A 14,869-nucleotide genomic window follows, 5' to 3' on the forward strand; every position below is an offset into this window, starting at 1 on the left:
GACTGAGGCTCCATCCGCCGCGGCCTGACGACGGCACCCGTCGGCGGCGCGCCAAGGACGCCACGCCACCGACGGGTACGACGCGGTCCCGGAAGCCATGCGCCGACCGACATGAGCCGCCGGGCAAAATGACCGTGACCGTTCCACGAACGGAAACCCCAGAGGGCTGTGGGACCTGCGAGGCGGAAGCGGCGGCCACCCGGTGACCTTCTCCCGGAGGTCGGCCAAGCCGTGCCGCGCGCTGCGAGCGACCTCAGGCGGGAAGCTTCGTGTCGACGACGAAGCTGATCTCGATGACCTGGCCGGGGAAGGTCAGTTCAGTGATGCCGAAAACCGTGCTGGCCGGGCGGTGGTCGCCGAAGTACGCCAGGTTGCCCTCCGCCGTCGCCGCGGCGTTCTGCCGCAGGTTCACCACGTAGAGGACCTGCGAGACGACCTGGTTCCGCGTGACTCCGTAGTGGTCCAGGACCTTGTCCATGTTGGCGTAGGTCTGCTTGAGCTGGGCGGCGAAGTCGTCCGCGTAGAGGAACTCGCCCGCGTCGTCGAGCGAGAGCTGTCCGGAGACGTGGATCAGCTCGCCGGACTTGATCGCCTGCGAGTAGCCGAAGTCGCTCTCGGCCGGCACGTTGTGGTTGAAGACCTCGATGGTGGCCATGGCTCGCCCTTCCTGGCTTGCTCTCTTGCGGTTACTCAGAAACTGTAGGAGAGTGACAGCTGACCTGGAAGAACGCACTTTTCGGTGACTGGGGAACCTGATGGTGACCAAGCAGCTGCTCAAGGGCCTGCCCGAGGACGCTGACCTGAGGCGCGCGGACTCTCTGGCGCGGGAAATCTTCTCGGACGTCGCCAACAAGTGGGCGCTCCTGATCATCGAGGCGCTCGGCGAGCGCACCCTGCGCTTCAGTGAGCTGCGGAACGAGGTCGCGGGTGTCAGCCACAAGATGCTCACCCAGAACCTGCGCATGCTGGAGCGCAACGGCTTGGTCGACCGGAAGGTGCACCCCACCGTGCCGCCGCGGGTCGAGTACACCCTCACCGAGCCGGGCCGGGCCCTGCGCACCACGGTCGACGCCATGTGTGGCTGGACCCACCAGTACCTCGGTCACATCGAGGACGCGCGCCGTCACTTCGACGCCTGACGGGCGCGCAGCACCACGCCCTCGTTGCACGCTTCCTTGAATCAGGCACTCATCCGCGAGGTGACTCGGCGCACCCTTCGGCCAGCACGGCGCCCATCTCTGGGACGAGCCCGGCGACAGGGTCGTGGGTCAGTTCTGTCATCCGTAGCTGCCCGCCGACAGTTACGACACCGAGAAGGTGCTCGCCTCGCATTTGAGTGATCTGCGCGGGGCCCCACAGATCGGAGAGCGCGCTCAAGCTCTGCCGACTCGGGTGTGCGACCCCGAGGTTGGTGATCTGGATGTCGGCTGCGGTGGCGGCGGTCATCATTGCCTCGGCGTCGCCGCAGCTCGATGGGGGATGCTCTGCGAGAGCCGCCGAACCGGCCTTCAGCGCATTCGGTGTGCGCTGACGAGAGAGCGATGCGCGGGTATGCCGAGAAAGCGTCCAGAAGTTGTTCGCGTCGTGCGCGATGCTCCCCGTCCGGGCGCCTGCGAACCGGACTACCACTTCGTCGGGCAGGTCGACCGCACGGCGCAGGTCCACCGGGCTCAGGACCCGCACGAACGCGCGCCCTCGTCGGTGGAGTACCACCGTGGCAGCAGCGCAGAGCGCGGCATGCACTGAAGTGCGCTCCAGGTGACAACGACGGACAAGCCGCGTGGTCAGTCCCTGGTCCAAGGCGAGAGCTTCGACGTGCGGTCTGCGCCCGGAGAAAGGCATGAGCTCGCCGATGGCGCTCATGCGCTCGTCATCCTCCTCAGGCGTGCTGGTCGCGGCGTCGCCGGCATCCGCCGCTCCGCCGACGTGGGCGAGAAGATCTTCCTGCGCTTCCGGAACGTTGCTGCTCGGCGCCAACTCCTCACCGCCCAGGGCCGCCACCAGGTCCAGCAGAGCCCGCAGACCGCCGATGCCGTCGGCGATCTGGTGAGCGAAGGTGAGTACTACGGCGCACCCCGACTCCCGTGGGACAAGCACGGCACGTGCCAGGGGCCCTGGTGTCGGAGGGATCGGCCGCATCTGCTCGACGGCGACGACGGATCGCCACGGAGTGCCGTCCGCAGCCACATCGAGAGGGATCGCGCCTTGGGATGCCCGGAACACAGCCTCGGGTGCAGCGCGGTCAACCGCGACCGCGAGCAACGGATGTCGATCCCGCAGCGCCGCCAGCGCCGAAGCCAACGTGCTCGCCGGCACTCGGCGATCCAGCTCGGCGACCAGAGAGAACTGGACCGGATTGCGGTGCATGTAGAAGTCGATGGTTCGCTCGAATGCGCCCAGCGGTCGAACGATGCGACCTTGGCTCGTGGTCATCCTCGCGATTTCCTTCGCGGTGGTCGCGGGCCCGGAGCACCGTGAACGCTGCGGGACCGGCGGGCAGTTGGACCGTGTACTGGCTCATCTCCACGGCCAGGATGTGGCCGGCCGTCAGGGTCCAGTTGGTCGCCTTCTGCCGGTCGGACATGGCCGCCGATGACGCCTCGTCCGGCCCGGCGCCATCGCCTTCCGATATGTGGTCGGTGCTCACATTCCCCAACCGCCCCCGACCGCCCTGCTCGACAGGAACGAGTCGCGCAGTGCCTTGCGCAGGCCGGGAACAACGCCGTCGTAATGCGCGGCGAGCGTCTTGAGCGCCTGCTTGTGTGTGCGGCGCTCGTTTCCGGTGAACACGCTGGTCACCTCGACTTCGGTCGCGAACACGGCCATGGTCAGCTCGTCCACCGGGATCGCTGCCGGATCGGAGCCGAGGAGTACGGCGTTGCGTACCCTCTCCTGCAGGGCGAGTACCTGTTGCGGATCGTTGACAGCGACCCGGTCGACGGCGAGCAGCCCCAGCCACCTCTCGTGCTGGATCGTGATCGCACCCGTCGCGGCAAGCTGCTCGCGGATGGGCCTTTCCGCCGTGTGGGCCTTGTTGTGCACGAACTGGAGCCAGTGCTTCGGCTTCTCCGCGGGTACGTCACGCCACACCTCGGCGAGGAAGGGATCGCTCGGCGGCTTGGCGGCGCGCCGTGCGACCTTCCCTCCCTTGGCGGCGAGCAACCCGTCGAGGGTCAGCTGGGTCAGCGCCGCGGCGCGCAGCAGCTGGCCGCGCCCCTGGAGGTTGGTGAGCTCGAACTTCCCTTTGTCCACGGTGTAGCAGAGCAGGTAAAGGCGCTGGGGCAGGGTCTGGTGCATCTCTCTTCCCGAGTGTTTCCGACAGGTCGGTCATGCGGAGCGGAGCGGATGGTCGCGGCTGTTGCCGGTCGCGTGAAGGCCGTACGGGCCGGGCCGGTTCAGACCGATCCGGCGGGCTGCTGTCCGGCCAGGGCCTTCAGCCGCCTGCCCGAGCGCCGGCCCGCCCACAGCACCACCAGGAGGGCCAGGGCGAGGAGCGGGTAGCCCATCGCGATCCTCGCGACGGCCAGCCAGCCCGTGCGGTCCTCGTCGTACAGCCACTGCCAGACGGCGACCCGGACCGCGAAGACTCCCACGAGCGTGAGCGTGGCGATGTCGTAGTAGTGCCGCGAGGGCTTGTCCTTCAGCCAGGCGGTCCCGGTGCCGCTGAGCGCGCCCCAGACGACTCCGGCCAGGGGCAGGCGTACGAGGACCGAGAGCAGGAAGAGTACGCCGAGGGCGAGGTTGCTCCAGATGCCCGTCAGGAAGAAGCCCTTGGCCGAGCCGGTCTTCCAGGAGACGAACGCGGCGACCGCGACACCGAACAGGCCGGACAGCGCGGGCTGGAGCGGCTCCTTGCGCACCAGGCGCAGCACGGAGATCGCCAGCGCGACACCGACGGCGGTGCCAATGGCTGCCGTCAGCCCGAAGGCGGAGTTGGCCGACACGAAGGCCACGATCGGCAGCATCGTGTACACCAGGCCCGTCATGCCGCCCATCTGCTCCAGCGGTGTCTGCTTCGCCTGGCGTCCTGGGATCCTGCCCGGCCCGTGCGGGCCGGCCGCCGTGTGGGAGGGGGGTACGGGTTCAGTCATGATGCGGGATCAACTCACCAAGTAGTCGTGTGTCATTACGGCTTGCGGTGACCACCCTGCTGGCTGCCGGCCGTGGGTCCCGGTGCTTCGCTCCGGGACTGGCTGCGACGGGGCGTCAGTTACGACGCGTCGGGCCGTCCGCCCAGGTGGCGGGCGAGGAAGCGGTCGGACTCGGCCTTGACGACGCGGACGTCGTTGGCGCCCTGGATCACCATCAGCGGTGTGCGGATCGCGTCCACCCTGCTGATGGGCGAGCGGGCCCGCAGCTCCGCCTCCTGCTCCGGGTCGTCGGGGTTGCCGGCGAAGAGGTACCAGTTGTTGATCAGGTGGGGCCGTACGAACTCCGGCACCGTCTGCAGGAAGGTGACGAGGTTCGAGGGGCCGCAGAAGTCGATCGCGGCGGCGAAGACGTCGGGGGTGAAAGTGACGCCGACCAGGGAGGCGTAGCCGCCGAAGATCGCGACGCGGTCCCGGGGAAGGGCGTGAGGTCGACCGCCTCGGCATCCGGGGTCTCCAAGTCGACCCGGAAGACGTGCCAGTTCTCGTCGCCGTCGCCGTCCTGCTCGTAGAGCAGCCAGCGTGGATCGTCCGTCCAGTGGTAGACGTGCACACTGCGGTTGTCGTCCGCGGTGACACAGCGCGCCTCCTCATCCGAATCGACGCTCTCCACCCAGATGTTCAGCCGCTCCCGCCACGGTGCCAGGTAGGCGATCCTGGTGCCGGCGGGCGAGATCGATGCGGCGATGCGGACGGGTGCGCCTAAGAATTCCTCGACGGCGAGGTGCGGGACCTCGCGTGGAAGGGTGGGCATACGGATACGCCTCCTGGGTTCGCAGTTCGGTCGGTGCGCTTCTCGGGGCTCGATGCCCTCATTCAGGCGACGGGGTCGCCGACGACTCCGCCGGTGGCCGTGCGGATCGCATGGGCGAAACGCCGGGAGACGGCCGTCACGTCGGTGAACTCCGTGACGTCGTCGCCGGCGAGGAGGGCGGCGCCGATGTGCTCCTCCAGCACCCGCACGGCCGCGGCGGCGGCCGCGGCATGCATACGCACCTCCAGATCACCGGCCGGGCGCTCAAGACGGTCGCCGATGATCAGGCACATCGCGCGTTCCACCTGGTCGTAGGCCATCAGCCACGCCGTGCGGAGCGCCGGCTCGCTGTCGGCGAGCCGAATCATCTTCATCGCGAGCATCTCGTCGGCAAGATCGACGGGCGGCACCTCGTGACGGAGTCTGGCCAGTTCCGTGGCCAGGTGGTCTTCGAGGGGGCTCTGCCGGGGACAGCTGCGCAGCACCGTCATCAGAGTGACAACGCCCTGCATGACGATCGGCTCGGCACAGCTCTCCTTGCTGCGGAAGTGCCGCCAGATGGTACGCGTGGAGAGGCCCACGGCCTCCGCGATCTGATCGCCGCTCGTAGCGGCCACCCCCTGCTCCCAGAACAGGCGCGCCGCCTCCCGGGAGATCTCCAGCCGCAGCCGCGCACGCCGCTGCTCGCTCATCCCTCCTCCGCTGCGCTTCTCCATCGTCATGGCACCGCTCACCCTCTCCTCGCAATGTCATCAAGCGACGTTATGTCACTAAGTGACAGACCGCAAGGTGAGCGGACCTGAAGTGCTTCGGTTCCGGGAGGCCCGAGGGGCCGTAGCAGCGGCTTGACCGGCTTGGTGCAGCGCGGTGATCAGCTTCCGGGACCGAGGGTGCTGGTGGGGTTGGCCGGATCCGTGAACAGCACGACGTCCGTCGCGCCTGCGGCCGGGGACATGTACGTGGACGTCACCGGTCCTGGAGCTCGTCGACGCGGACGGTGCCGCCCGTGGTGACGGATCGGATGGCGGCGAGGGCTATGGACAGGGCGGCGCGCGCGTCCTCGCCGGTGACGGAGGGGATGCGCCCGGTGCGGACGCTGTCGGCGAAGTCGGCGAGTTCGGCCACGTAGGCGTCGTGGAAGAGGTGCTGGTCGTAGGTGACGGACTCGGCGGCGACACCGTCCGGGCCGTATGCGGTCAGGTGGGTGCGGCGGACGTCGCCCATGGTGAGCATCCCGGCCGAGCCGAAGACCTCGGCGCGTACGTCGTAGCCGTAGACGGCCTGGAAGCTGGCCTCGGCGGTGGCGAGGGCGCCGTTGTCGAAGCGGACGGTGACAACGGCGGTGTCGAGCAGGCCGCGGTCCTTGAAGTCGGGGCGGACCAGGGCGTCGGCCATGGCGAAGACTTCGACGGGTTCGGCACCGGGGTTGAGGTGCCGCAGGACGTCGAAGTCGTGGATGAGGGTCTCCAGGAAGATCGTCCACGGCGCTATGCGGGCCGGATCGGCCAGTTGGGGATCTCGGGTGAGCGAGCGCAACAGCTGCGGTGTGCCGACGTCGCCGGCGGCGACCTTCTCGTGGGCGGCCCGGAAACCCGCGTCGTAGCGGCGGTTGAAGCCCACCTGGAGCGGTACGCCCGCGTCGGCGGCGGCCGCGATGGCGCGGTCGGCCTCGGCGAGGGTGACGGCCATGGGCTTCTCGCAGTAGACCGCCTTGCCCGCCTTGGCCGCCGCCTCGACGAGGCCGGCGTGGGTGCGGGCCGGGGTGGCTATCACCACCGCGTCGATCCGCGGGTCGGCGAGCAGTTCACCGATGTCCGTGCAGGTGGTGGCGCAACCGAGCCGGTCGCCCAGGCTCCGCGCGGCACCCGGGGCCGGGTCGGCCAGGGCGGCGAGCCGGACGCCCGGAAGCCGGTGGGCGAGGGTCTCGGCGTGGAACGAACCCATCCGTCCGACGCCGATGAGGCCGACGGCAAGAGGCTGCTGGGTGGTCATGCTGGGTTCTCCGTACGTCGTCGTCAGAGGTCGTCAGGATCGTCAGATGCAGTCGGTGGTGCTCAGGGGTCTTCAGAGGTGAAGCAGGGGTCTTCCAGCGGGTGAAAGCAGGGGCCTTCAGGGGGTGAAGGCTGAGCGGAAGCGCTCCAGGGCGAGCTCGCTGTCGCCGGAGGCCCACGCCTCCATCGCGACCGTGCCCTCGTATCCCAGGTCCGCCAGGGCGCGGGCGACGGCGGGATAGTTGATCTCCCCGGTTCCGGGTTCGCGGCGGCCGGGGACGTCGGCCACCTGGATCTCGCCGATCAGGCCCAGGGCATGGGCCATGCGGACCAGCTCGATCAGATTCCCCTCGCCGATCTGGGCGTGGTACAGGTCCAGATTCATCCGCAGCCCGGGCCGGTCCACGGCCGCGACCAGCGCCAGGGTGTCGGCGGCCGTCGCGAACGGCACACCGGGGTGGTCGACGGCAGTGTTGAGGTTCTCCAGCGTGAAGACCACCCCGGCGCTCTCGGCCAGGCCGGCGAGGCGGGTGAGCGTGCGGTGGGCGGCGATCCACATCTCTCCGGTGGCCTCACCGGTCACCGGCACCACCGGCAGGCCATCGCCGTCCAGTCCGGTGCCGTGCAGGTTCAGCCGGGGGCAGCCCAGTTGCTCGGCCGCCTGGAGCGACTGCTCGGCGGTGCGCAGGAGTTCGGCCGCACCCTCCTCGTCGGTCAGACTGCCGCGGATGTAACCGGTCATGGAGGAGAAGTCGGCCGGGGTCCGGGCCAGAGCGTCGAGGTCGTGCCGGGTCCAGTCCCAGATCTCGACCTGGAAGCCGGCGTCGTGAATGCGCCGTGCCCGCTCGTCGATGGGCAGATCCACGAACACCATCTCGGCGCAGACCGCCAGTGCGTACATCGCCACGTACCTTCTCTCCCCGCGATTGGCTAGAACGTTCTAGCAGCGCGGACTAGAACGTTCTAGAAGCATCTGCGGAGCAGCAGTACGCCAGCCGTCGCCCACCCCTGTCAAGGCCCCGGCGGCCCGCGAAGGCTAGAACGTTCTATAGTCGGCTCCCAGGAGACGACCCCGACCAGGGAGGACAGGGTGCCGGCGACCTCAGCGGTCCCCGACGGAAAGCGACCGACGCTCGCCGATGTGGCGGCGCGGGCGGGCGTGTCCACGGCGCTGGCCTCCATCGTGATGCGCGGCGCGAAGGGCGCCGGCGCCGCCACCCGCGAGCGCGTCCTCGAGGCCGCGCGGGAGATCGGTTACCGTCCGGACGCCCGGGCGCGGCTGCTGCGCAGCCACCGCTCCCAGCTCCTCGGGGTGCAGTTCGGCCTCCAGCATCCGTTCCACTCCGACGTGCTCGAGGGCATCTACGCGGCGGCCGAACCGGCCGGATACGAGATCGCACTGAGCGCCGTGGCGGCCGGGCGCGGCGAGCACCGCGCCGTCGAGACGCTGCTCGCCGACCGCTGCGAGGCGCTGATCCTGCTCGGCCCACAGGCCCCCGCCGCGCGGCTGGCGGAACTTGCCCGGCAGTTGCCGGTCGTCTCCGTGGCCCGCCGGCTGCGGCCGTCCGTCCCGGGCCTGGAGGTCGTACGGACCGCAGACGACGAGGGAGCCCGCCAGGCGGTGGACCACCTCGTCGCTCTGGGCCACCGAGACATCGCCCACATCGACGGCGGCCGGGCACCGGGTTCAGCCGACCGGCGGCGCGGCTACCGCACCGCCATGAACCGCCACGGCCTGAGCGATCACATCCGCGTCCTCCCCGGCGGGCTGACCGAGGAGGACGGCGCCGCGGCCGCCCGGACCCTGTCGGCGGCCCGCCCGCGCCCCACCGCCGTACTGGCCTTCAACGACCGCTGCGCGACCGGCGTTCTCGACATCTTCCTCCGCTCCGGCGTCGCGGTCCCCGGCGACATCTCCGTCGTCGGCTTCGACGACAGCCATCTGGCCCGCCTGGCCCACATCGACCTCACCACCGTCGGACAGGACATCTCCCGCCTCGCCGGGCTCGCCGTCGGCCGGGCCGTCGCACGCCTGGAGGGCGACGAGATCCCCGCCGGGGAACACGTCATCGCCCCCCACCTCGTCGTCCGGGGAACGACCGCCCCGCCCCGCTGAACCCCGGACGCGCCGACCGGACCCTCGCCCGCCGCGGGCACACCGATCGGCCTGGCCTGTCACATGGTCCCTGTTGCGAGACGGCTGTGCCAACGAGCCCTAGATGGCCGGGAATTGACCGATCGCGTGCGGATCCATTGACCCTTGGCAGGCGGCGCGCTTTCATCGCGTGAACCTCGTGAGTCCTCTGCGCAGGGCCGGGGGCAACGGGGTACAGGGGGCGGAGCACTCCAGAACCGTGGCCGTCCCCGGCCGAAGGGGGAGCCACTTCATGAGACCTTCCTTACTCAGTTCCGTGACCGCCGTCCTGGCGGCCGCCCTGTCCTGTCTCGCCTGGCCTGCGGGGGCGGCGAGCGACGACCAGGTCCCGCACACCGAACGGATCAGCGTGGCTCCCGACGGCACCGGCGGCAACAACCACTCGGTGGAACCGGTGGTCAACGCGGACGGACGCGTCGTGGCCTTCGCGTCAGGGGCGACCAACCTGGTGCCCGGCACGGACGTGAAGAACAGCGTCTTCTACCGGACGGCTCCCGGCGCACCGCTGCAGCGTGTGGTGGTGCCGGGCGAGACGACGTCGACGCCCCAGCTGTCCGAGTCGGGGCGCTACCTGACCTTCAACTCGTACTCGGCCACGACCGGGAAGTCCTCCGTGCACGTCATGGACCTGCACACCGGGAGCGTCGAACGCCTGGCACCCGGGATGGACGAGGGCTATCACGTGTCGTACGGCATCGCCCCGATCAGTGCGAGTGGACGGTACGTTGCCTTCGTCGCCCGGCCCACCGTCGACGAGAACGGCGCGTTCGCTTGCCGGGTCATGCTCCTGGACCGCCGGACGCAGCAGGTTCAGCGGGTCAGCCGGCCCTCGAACGGATCGAAGAACTTCCACCAGTGCCAGCAGATCTCGATGAGCGCCGACGGCCGCAAGGTCGCGTATCTGGAGGGCTACTCCGGGCCGGCCGACGGCGACCAGGGCGACATCCTGGTGTACGACCGGGTGACCGGGCAGTCCGTGCAGGCCGATACCCCCCATGACGGTGCGCCGGCCGACAACTCGGCGATCGCTCCGGTGCTGAGTGCCGACGGCTCCAAGGTCGGCTTCAACTCGCAGGCCACGAACCTGGTTCCGGAAGCCGATCCGAACGACGGCTGGAATGCCTTCATCCGTGATCTGCGCACTGGCACGCTCCGGCGGTACGACGGCCGCTCCCCCACGGATCTCACCCTCGTCTCGGATCTGTCGGTGAACGGTTCGAAGCTGCTCCTGAACTCGGCGGACGCGGACCGCAGGACGCTGGGGCTGATCCTGCGTGATCTGCGCACCGGCCACGAGGAGCTGCTGTCACCGGGACAGGACGGCAAGCCCGTCACCGTGGGGCGAGCGGCACTGAGCGCGGACGAGTCGACGGCCGTCTTCGACTCCTACTACCCCGGCCTGGTGCCCGATGACACGAATCTGATCGGGGATGTGTTCGTCCGCACCCTGCGCTGACCCGCCGGGCACCGTCATCGCCTCACACGCTCTTGAACTCCCCGCCCTCCGTACGAATTTCTGGACAATTCGGGGGAGATTTTGACACGGTGAGGCGCACCGGCCCGGCAATCGAACACGTGGCCGATGCTTCCTGGGGGTCCAGCCATGCCATCCGCGTTCCTCGCACCCGACGTCGCCGCCTTCTACCGCGCACAGAGCGTGTTCTCCGATCCCGGCGCCCTCACCCCGCTCTACTCCGGCCTGCCGGATGACCCGGCTCAACTCGCCCGTATGGCACGCGACCTGCTGATCCACCGACTGGAGGGCCCGCAGTTCGGGTACGCCGTGCCGCAGGATCGCCTGCATCACGACGCCGAGACGCGTTATGTCGACGACATCCTGCGGATCATCGTCGAACGGAACGACGCCCCGCTGACTGAGCGGCGCGAGGCCGGTGACCGCTTCGTCGGCGTCTGCCGCGACTTCGCCCTGCTGCACTGCTCGTTCCTGCGCCACGCGGGCGTACCCGCGCGCCTGCGGAGCGGGTTCGCCGACTACTTCGGCTCGGACGGGTTCCACGGCGACCACGCGGTGACCGAGTACTGGGACGACGAACGCGGCTGGCTGCTCGCCGACCCGCAGTTGACCGACCCGGTGGTCTCCGGCACATGGAAGGTGGACTTCGACCCGATGGACGTGCCCCGCGACCGCTTCCTGGTCGCGGGCAAGGCGTGGCAGGCCATCCGGGCGGGCGACGCCGCCCCGGAGACCTTCGGGCTTCACCCGCCGCAGGAGGGGCCGATGTTCGGGGAGTGGTTCGTGGCGCAGGACATCCGGATCGACCTCGCCGCGCTGAACAAGGTCGAGACGCTGCTGTGGGACGTCTGGGGCATGGAGGCGGGCCGCGAGCGGGAGATGACGGACGTGATCCGCGAACGGTACGACCAGGCCTCGCTGGTGTCGGTGGACGACGTCCCCTTCGACACGGCGCGCAAGCTGTTCGCGGAGAACGACAGGCTGCGGACTCCGAAGACGGTGCGTTCGCTGGCACCGTTCAACGGCCCGAGCGACGTCGCTCTACGGCCTCTCCGGACTCTCCGGTAAGGCGAGTTGGCACCGAATCCGAAGATCGGGCGGACCCGGTGAACCGGACGCCGCGGCGGCACGTACTGATGGAGGGCTTTCAACATGTTGGTGCCCTCGCGTTGGTGACGCGATGTCAGGACGGTCGCACGGGAGCCATGGATGAGGCATGCACGACGGAACGTTCAGCGGTTCGCGCGGTTCGCCGCCATCGGCGGGCTGGTCTGCGGAGGGCTGATGGTGTCGCACGCCATGGCGAGCGAGACGTCGGACGAGCCGACCGCCCCCGGCGCGGTGACCCGGGCCGCCGACACGGGCCGCGGTCTCGTCTCCGAGCTGGGCACCACCCGCACGGCGGGCACCTGGATCGCGGAGGACGGACGCCCGGTCGTCGCGGTCACCGACGAGGAGGCGGCGGCCGACGTACGCCGCGCGGGCGCCCGCGCCAAGATGGTGGACCACAATATGCGCGACCTCCGCTCCGCCAAAGACACCTTCAGCGACGCACCCCGCGTCGCCGGCACCTCGTGGTCGATGGACTACAAGTCCAACCAGGTCGTCGTACGCGCGGACAGCACCGTCTCCGCCGACGAGTGGTCACGGATGACCAAGCTCGCCGAGAGCATCGGCAAGTCCGTACGCATGGAACGCATAGAGGGCACGTTCACGCCCCGGCTGAACGGCGCCGCCGCGATGTTCGCCGGCTCAGGCCGCTGCTCGGCGGGCTTCAACGTGACCGACGGAAAGTCCAACTTCATTCTGACGGCGGGCCACTGCGGACCGACGGGCACCACCTGGTTCTCGGACCAACAGGGCAGAGAGCAGGTGGGGACGACCGTCGCCGGTGAGTTCCCCGGCAGCGACTTCTCCCTTGTGGAGTACGACAGCGGCACCGCGCTCAGCGGAGCCGGCGTGGTGGACGTCGGCAACGGCCAGGGTGTACGGATCACCGGGGCGGGCGATCCGGCCGTCGGACAGAAGGTCTTCCGCAGCGGGAGCACCACGGGTCTCCAGTCCGGCGAGGTGACCGGCCTCGACACGACGGTGAACTACCCGCAGGGCACGGTCAGCGGGTTGATCGAGACCACGGTGTGCGCCGAACCCGGCGACAGCGGCGGCCCCATGTTCGCCGACGGCCGGGCGCTGGGCGTCACCTCCGGAGGCAGCGGGGACTGCGACAGCGGTGGTACGACGTTCTTCCAGCCGATCACCAAGGCGCTGGACACGCTGGGCGTACAGCTGGCCACCGATCCCCAATCGGACGCTAAGGACACGCCCTCCGCGGGCGACGACGGCAACGGCGCGGCGGCACCGCCCGCCGGGTCCTCGGCCGCATCGGGCGGCACGGGCCCGGGAGAGACGGTGCCCGGCGGCGGGCAGACGGACACGGCATCGTCGCCGTTCGACAAGGTCGCGGAGTACAGGAGCCTCGGGCCGGGACTGTTCGTCATCGCGGGAAGCCTGGTCGCGCTGGTGGCGATCAGGATCCGCTCGGAGCGGGGACGCAGGGCGTACCGCCAGCAGTACTCGCAGAGCTGGGGCTGACGCTGACAGCCGCCGCACATCCATGCTCACGCGCCCGCCACCGCACCCATGCCGCCACCGCTGAGGCGTGAGCGGTTTACTGGGGGGATGACGCGTCCCAGCCCAGTGCCCGAAGACCGCGCCCCCGTCATCGTCAGTACGGCCGGCTCCTTCGCCCGGAGCGTGCTGGACGAGCGGCACCCCGCCCTCATCGAGCGCGTACGGCGGGCCACGCCGTACCCGCCCGAGCAGCAGCGCGCGCTGGACGCCCTCCTGGAGGAGATCACCAAGGGGGAGATCGAGCGGCTGGACGAGGACGAACCGGGCGCGGAGCGATGGCGGGACGAGCCCTTCTACGGGCAGCGCTGGCCGGACGTGCCGTTCCTGTGGGCGGAGAGCTTCTTCTACCGCAAACTCCTGGCCGCCCTGCGCTACTTCACGCCGGGCCCCTGGCAGGGCGTCGACCCCTTCGCGCCGTTCAAGAACGCCGAACTCGGGAGCGCCAAGGTCGACGACGAGCTGACCGCGCTCGACCGCCTCCCCCGGCTCCCGGTCGAGGAGCGGGACCGCACGCTGCTGCACTCCTCGCTCTGGGGCAACCGGGCCGACCTGGGATTCCAACTGTCCGCGGGCGCCGAGGGATTGGGCGAGCGCGTACCGGGACTGGTGACGGACGACTCCGCCGCGCTCTGGGAGACCCTGGCCGGCGAGCGGTCCGGCAAGCAGCCAGGCAAGGTCTGTCTGGTCGCCGACAACGCCGGGCCCGAGCTGCTCCCCGACCTCGTACTCGCCGACCATCTGCTGACCACGCGCCGGGCGACCTCCGTGGTCCTGCACCTCAAGCCGTATCCGTACTACGTCTCCGACGCCACCACCGCCGACTTCCTCTCCTGCCTGGACCGGCTGTCCACCGCCTCCGGATACGCGCGGGACATCGGTGAGCGGCTGCGGCAGGCCATTACGAGCGATCGCCTGATCCCGCGTACCCACCCGTTCTCCTGCGCACCACTCCCCTACGCGCACATGCCGGCCGACCTCCGCGACGACTTCGCGTCCGCCACCCTCACCGTGATGAAGGGCGACCTCAACTACCGTCGCCTCGTGGGCGACCGCCACTGGCCCGCCACCACGCCGTTCTCCGATGTCACCGCGTACTTCCCCGGCCCGGTGGCCGCCCTGCGCACGCTCAAGTCGGATGTCGTCACCGGGCTCACGCCCGACACCGTGGCGCGGTTGGACGCGGGCGCCGAGTCCTGGCGCACCAGCGGCACACACGCCCTGATCCAGGTCAGGGCGTGACGTTCCTGCCACGGGGCCCGCGAAGCGTCGTCACGAGCACCGCATAACATCACCCGTGATGAGCAGCCGAACGCCGCGGAGCGGGCCCCGTGTCGCATGGAGCGCGGCGCTGTGGCCTGCCCTTGGTGTGCTGCTCGCGACACTGGCGATGTGCCTTGCGACAGGGGTGTACGAGCACGGGGAGCGGGCCGCCGCTCCCGTGGCCGGCGTATCCGTCCCCCTCTCCTTGGCCGAGGAGCGGCTGGTCTCCCCCGTCGACGACCACGACAGGTGCTGCGGCAGGCCGATCCGTGAGACACGGGCGGTGCTCCCCGTGGGGGCGCAGCCGCTGCCCGCGGTCCTGCCCCGCGCACCGTTCGTGCCGCCGCCGGCCGGCACTGCGCACCTTCCCGACCTGCCGTCCCCGCGCGGCGCTCCCGATCTCCATGTCCTCCAGGTGCAGCGGATCTAGACCGACGTCCGTTCGGCGACGTCCAT

The 14,869-nt window shown here is 69.9% G+C and carries 16 protein-coding genes; 7 read left to right on the top strand and 9 right to left on the bottom strand.

From position 1 onward, the window contains the following. Window positions 1-253: 253 nt before the first annotated feature. On the bottom strand, window positions 254-655 hold the full coding sequence (locus FE633_RS06090; protein ID WP_138044029.1) for a RidA family protein: 402 nt from the start codon (window positions 653-655) through the stop codon (window positions 254-256). 100 nt (window positions 656-755) lie between these two features. Here FE633_RS06090 and FE633_RS06095 point away from each other — a divergent pair, with 100 nt between their 5' ends. Beyond that, the gene (locus tag FE633_RS06095) at window positions 756-1,139 is read left to right on the top strand and encodes a winged helix-turn-helix transcriptional regulator (RefSeq protein WP_138044030.1); all 384 of its coding nucleotides are present in this window, start codon (window positions 756-758) and stop codon (window positions 1,137-1,139) included. Between the two features lie 49 nt (window positions 1,140-1,188). On the opposite strand, the gene FE633_RS06100 is transcribed toward FE633_RS06095, so the two are convergent. The 8 genes from FE633_RS06100 to FE633_RS06130 form a co-directional block, all read right to left on the bottom strand. Further along, window positions 1,189-2,433 (bottom strand): phthiocerol/phthiodiolone dimycocerosyl transferase family protein, encoded by a 1,245-nt coding sequence (locus FE633_RS06100; protein WP_138044031.1) that lies wholly within the window; start codon window positions 2,431-2,433, stop codon window positions 1,189-1,191. A 210-nt stretch (window positions 2,434-2,643) separates the two neighbouring features. Continuing rightward, window positions 2,644-3,297, bottom strand: coding sequence for a GOLPH3/VPS74 family protein (locus FE633_RS06105; RefSeq protein ID WP_138044032.1), 654 nt, complete (start codon window positions 3,295-3,297; stop codon window positions 2,644-2,646). Between the two features lie 98 nt (window positions 3,298-3,395). Next, window positions 3,396-4,091 (bottom strand): DUF3159 domain-containing protein, encoded by a 696-nt coding sequence (locus tag FE633_RS06110; RefSeq protein WP_138044033.1) that lies wholly within the window; start codon window positions 4,089-4,091, stop codon window positions 3,396-3,398. A 119-nt stretch (window positions 4,092-4,210) separates the two neighbouring features. Then, window positions 4,211-4,528, bottom strand: a complete 318-nt coding sequence (locus tag FE633_RS48100; protein ID WP_342791078.1) for an alpha/beta hydrolase family protein — start codon at window positions 4,526-4,528, stop codon at window positions 4,211-4,213. Continuing rightward, window positions 4,414-4,902: a TolB-like translocation protein gene (locus tag FE633_RS48105; protein ID WP_246113451.1), complete on the bottom strand. Its 489-nt coding sequence runs from the start codon at window positions 4,900-4,902 to the stop codon at window positions 4,414-4,416. The genes FE633_RS48100 and FE633_RS48105 overlap by 115 nt, the downstream gene beginning before the upstream one ends. 62 nt (window positions 4,903-4,964) lie before the next feature. Then, on the bottom strand, window positions 4,965-5,624 hold the full coding sequence (locus FE633_RS06120; RefSeq protein ID WP_138044034.1) for a TetR/AcrR family transcriptional regulator: 660 nt from the start codon (window positions 5,622-5,624) through the stop codon (window positions 4,965-4,967). Between the two features lie 244 nt (window positions 5,625-5,868). Continuing rightward, window positions 5,869-6,894 (bottom strand): Gfo/Idh/MocA family oxidoreductase, encoded by a 1,026-nt coding sequence (locus tag FE633_RS06125; protein ID WP_138044035.1) that lies wholly within the window; start codon window positions 6,892-6,894, stop codon window positions 5,869-5,871. A gap of 117 nt (window positions 6,895-7,011) precedes the next feature. After that, a complete protein-coding gene (locus FE633_RS06130; RefSeq protein WP_138044124.1) occupies window positions 7,012-7,794 on the bottom strand; it encodes a TIM barrel protein in 783 nt (260 codons plus the stop codon). Between the two features lie 189 nt (window positions 7,795-7,983). Between FE633_RS06130 and FE633_RS06135 the strand changes: the two genes are divergently transcribed. From FE633_RS06135 to FE633_RS06160, 6 genes are all read left to right on the top strand, one after another. Next, entirely contained in the window at window positions 7,984-9,009 is a 1,026-nt protein-coding gene (locus FE633_RS06135) for a LacI family DNA-binding transcriptional regulator (RefSeq protein WP_138044036.1), read from the top strand. A 271-nt stretch (window positions 9,010-9,280) separates the two neighbouring features. Then, window positions 9,281-10,504 carry a TolB-like translocation protein gene (locus tag FE633_RS06140; RefSeq protein WP_138044037.1) on the top strand — a complete coding sequence of 408 codons (1,224 nt, stop codon included), beginning with the start codon at window positions 9,281-9,283 and terminating at the stop codon, window positions 10,502-10,504. A gap of 147 nt (window positions 10,505-10,651) precedes the next feature. Then, on the top strand, window positions 10,652-11,590 hold the full coding sequence (locus tag FE633_RS06145; protein ID WP_138044038.1) for a transglutaminase-like domain-containing protein: 939 nt from the start codon (window positions 10,652-10,654) through the stop codon (window positions 11,588-11,590). A 141-nt stretch (window positions 11,591-11,731) separates the two neighbouring features. Then, window positions 11,732-13,114: a S1 family peptidase gene (locus FE633_RS06150; protein ID WP_138044039.1), complete on the top strand. Its 1,383-nt coding sequence runs from the start codon at window positions 11,732-11,734 to the stop codon at window positions 13,112-13,114. A gap of 87 nt (window positions 13,115-13,201) precedes the next feature. Continuing rightward, complete coding sequence (locus FE633_RS06155; RefSeq protein ID WP_171059822.1) at window positions 13,202-14,392, top strand: damage-control phosphatase ARMT1 family protein; 1,191 nt, start codon at window positions 13,202-13,204, stop codon at window positions 14,390-14,392. A 58-nt stretch (window positions 14,393-14,450) separates the two neighbouring features. Beyond that, entirely contained in the window at window positions 14,451-14,843 is a 393-nt protein-coding gene (locus FE633_RS06160) for a hypothetical protein (protein WP_138044040.1), read from the top strand. The last annotated feature ends 26 nt before the right edge of the window (window positions 14,844-14,869 follow it).

Origin of the sequence: Streptomyces montanus (assembly GCF_005786655.1) — a bacterium.
Lineage (GTDB): Bacteria > Actinomycetota > Actinomycetes > Streptomycetales > Streptomycetaceae > Streptomyces > Streptomyces sporangiiformans.

Bases quoted from the DNA above. Each gene is read 5' to 3' on its own strand.
- FE633_RS06095 (WP_138044030.1), top strand. From the start codon at position 756: ATGGTGACCAAGCAGCTGCTCAAGGGCCTGCCCGAGGACGCTGACCTG.
- FE633_RS06140 (WP_138044037.1), top strand. From the start codon at position 9,281: ATGAGACCTTCCTTACTCAGTTCCGTGACCGCCGTCCTGGCGGCCGCC.
- FE633_RS48105 (WP_246113451.1), bottom strand. From the start codon at position 4,902: ATGCCCACCCTTCCACGCGAGGTCCCGCACCTCGCCGTCGAGGAATTC.
- FE633_RS06130 (WP_138044124.1), bottom strand. From the start codon at position 7,794: ATGTACGCACTGGCGGTCTGCGCCGAGATGGTGTTCGTGGATCTGCCC.
- FE633_RS06100 (WP_138044031.1), bottom strand. From the start codon at position 2,433: ATGACCACGAGCCAAGGTCGCATCGTTCGACCGCTGGGCGCATTCGAG.
- FE633_RS06105 (WP_138044032.1), bottom strand. From the start codon at position 3,297: ATGCACCAGACCCTGCCCCAGCGCCTTTACCTGCTCTGCTACACCGTG.
- FE633_RS06160 (WP_138044040.1), top strand. From the start codon at position 14,451: ATGAGCAGCCGAACGCCGCGGAGCGGGCCCCGTGTCGCATGGAGCGCG.
- FE633_RS06110 (WP_138044033.1), bottom strand. From the start codon at position 4,091: ATGACTGAACCCGTACCCCCCTCCCACACGGCGGCCGGCCCGCACGGG.
- FE633_RS06150 (WP_138044039.1), top strand. From the start codon at position 11,732: ATGAGGCATGCACGACGGAACGTTCAGCGGTTCGCGCGGTTCGCCGCC.
- FE633_RS06120 (WP_138044034.1), bottom strand. From the start codon at position 5,624: ATGACGATGGAGAAGCGCAGCGGAGGAGGGATGAGCGAGCAGCGGCGT.
- FE633_RS06090 (WP_138044029.1), bottom strand. From the start codon at position 655: ATGGCCACCATCGAGGTCTTCAACCACAACGTGCCGGCCGAGAGCGAC.
- FE633_RS06155 (WP_171059822.1), top strand. From the start codon at position 13,202: ATGACGCGTCCCAGCCCAGTGCCCGAAGACCGCGCCCCCGTCATCGTC.
- FE633_RS06145 (WP_138044038.1), top strand. From the start codon at position 10,652: ATGCCATCCGCGTTCCTCGCACCCGACGTCGCCGCCTTCTACCGCGCA.
- FE633_RS06125 (WP_138044035.1), bottom strand. From the start codon at position 6,894: ATGACCACCCAGCAGCCTCTTGCCGTCGGCCTCATCGGCGTCGGACGG.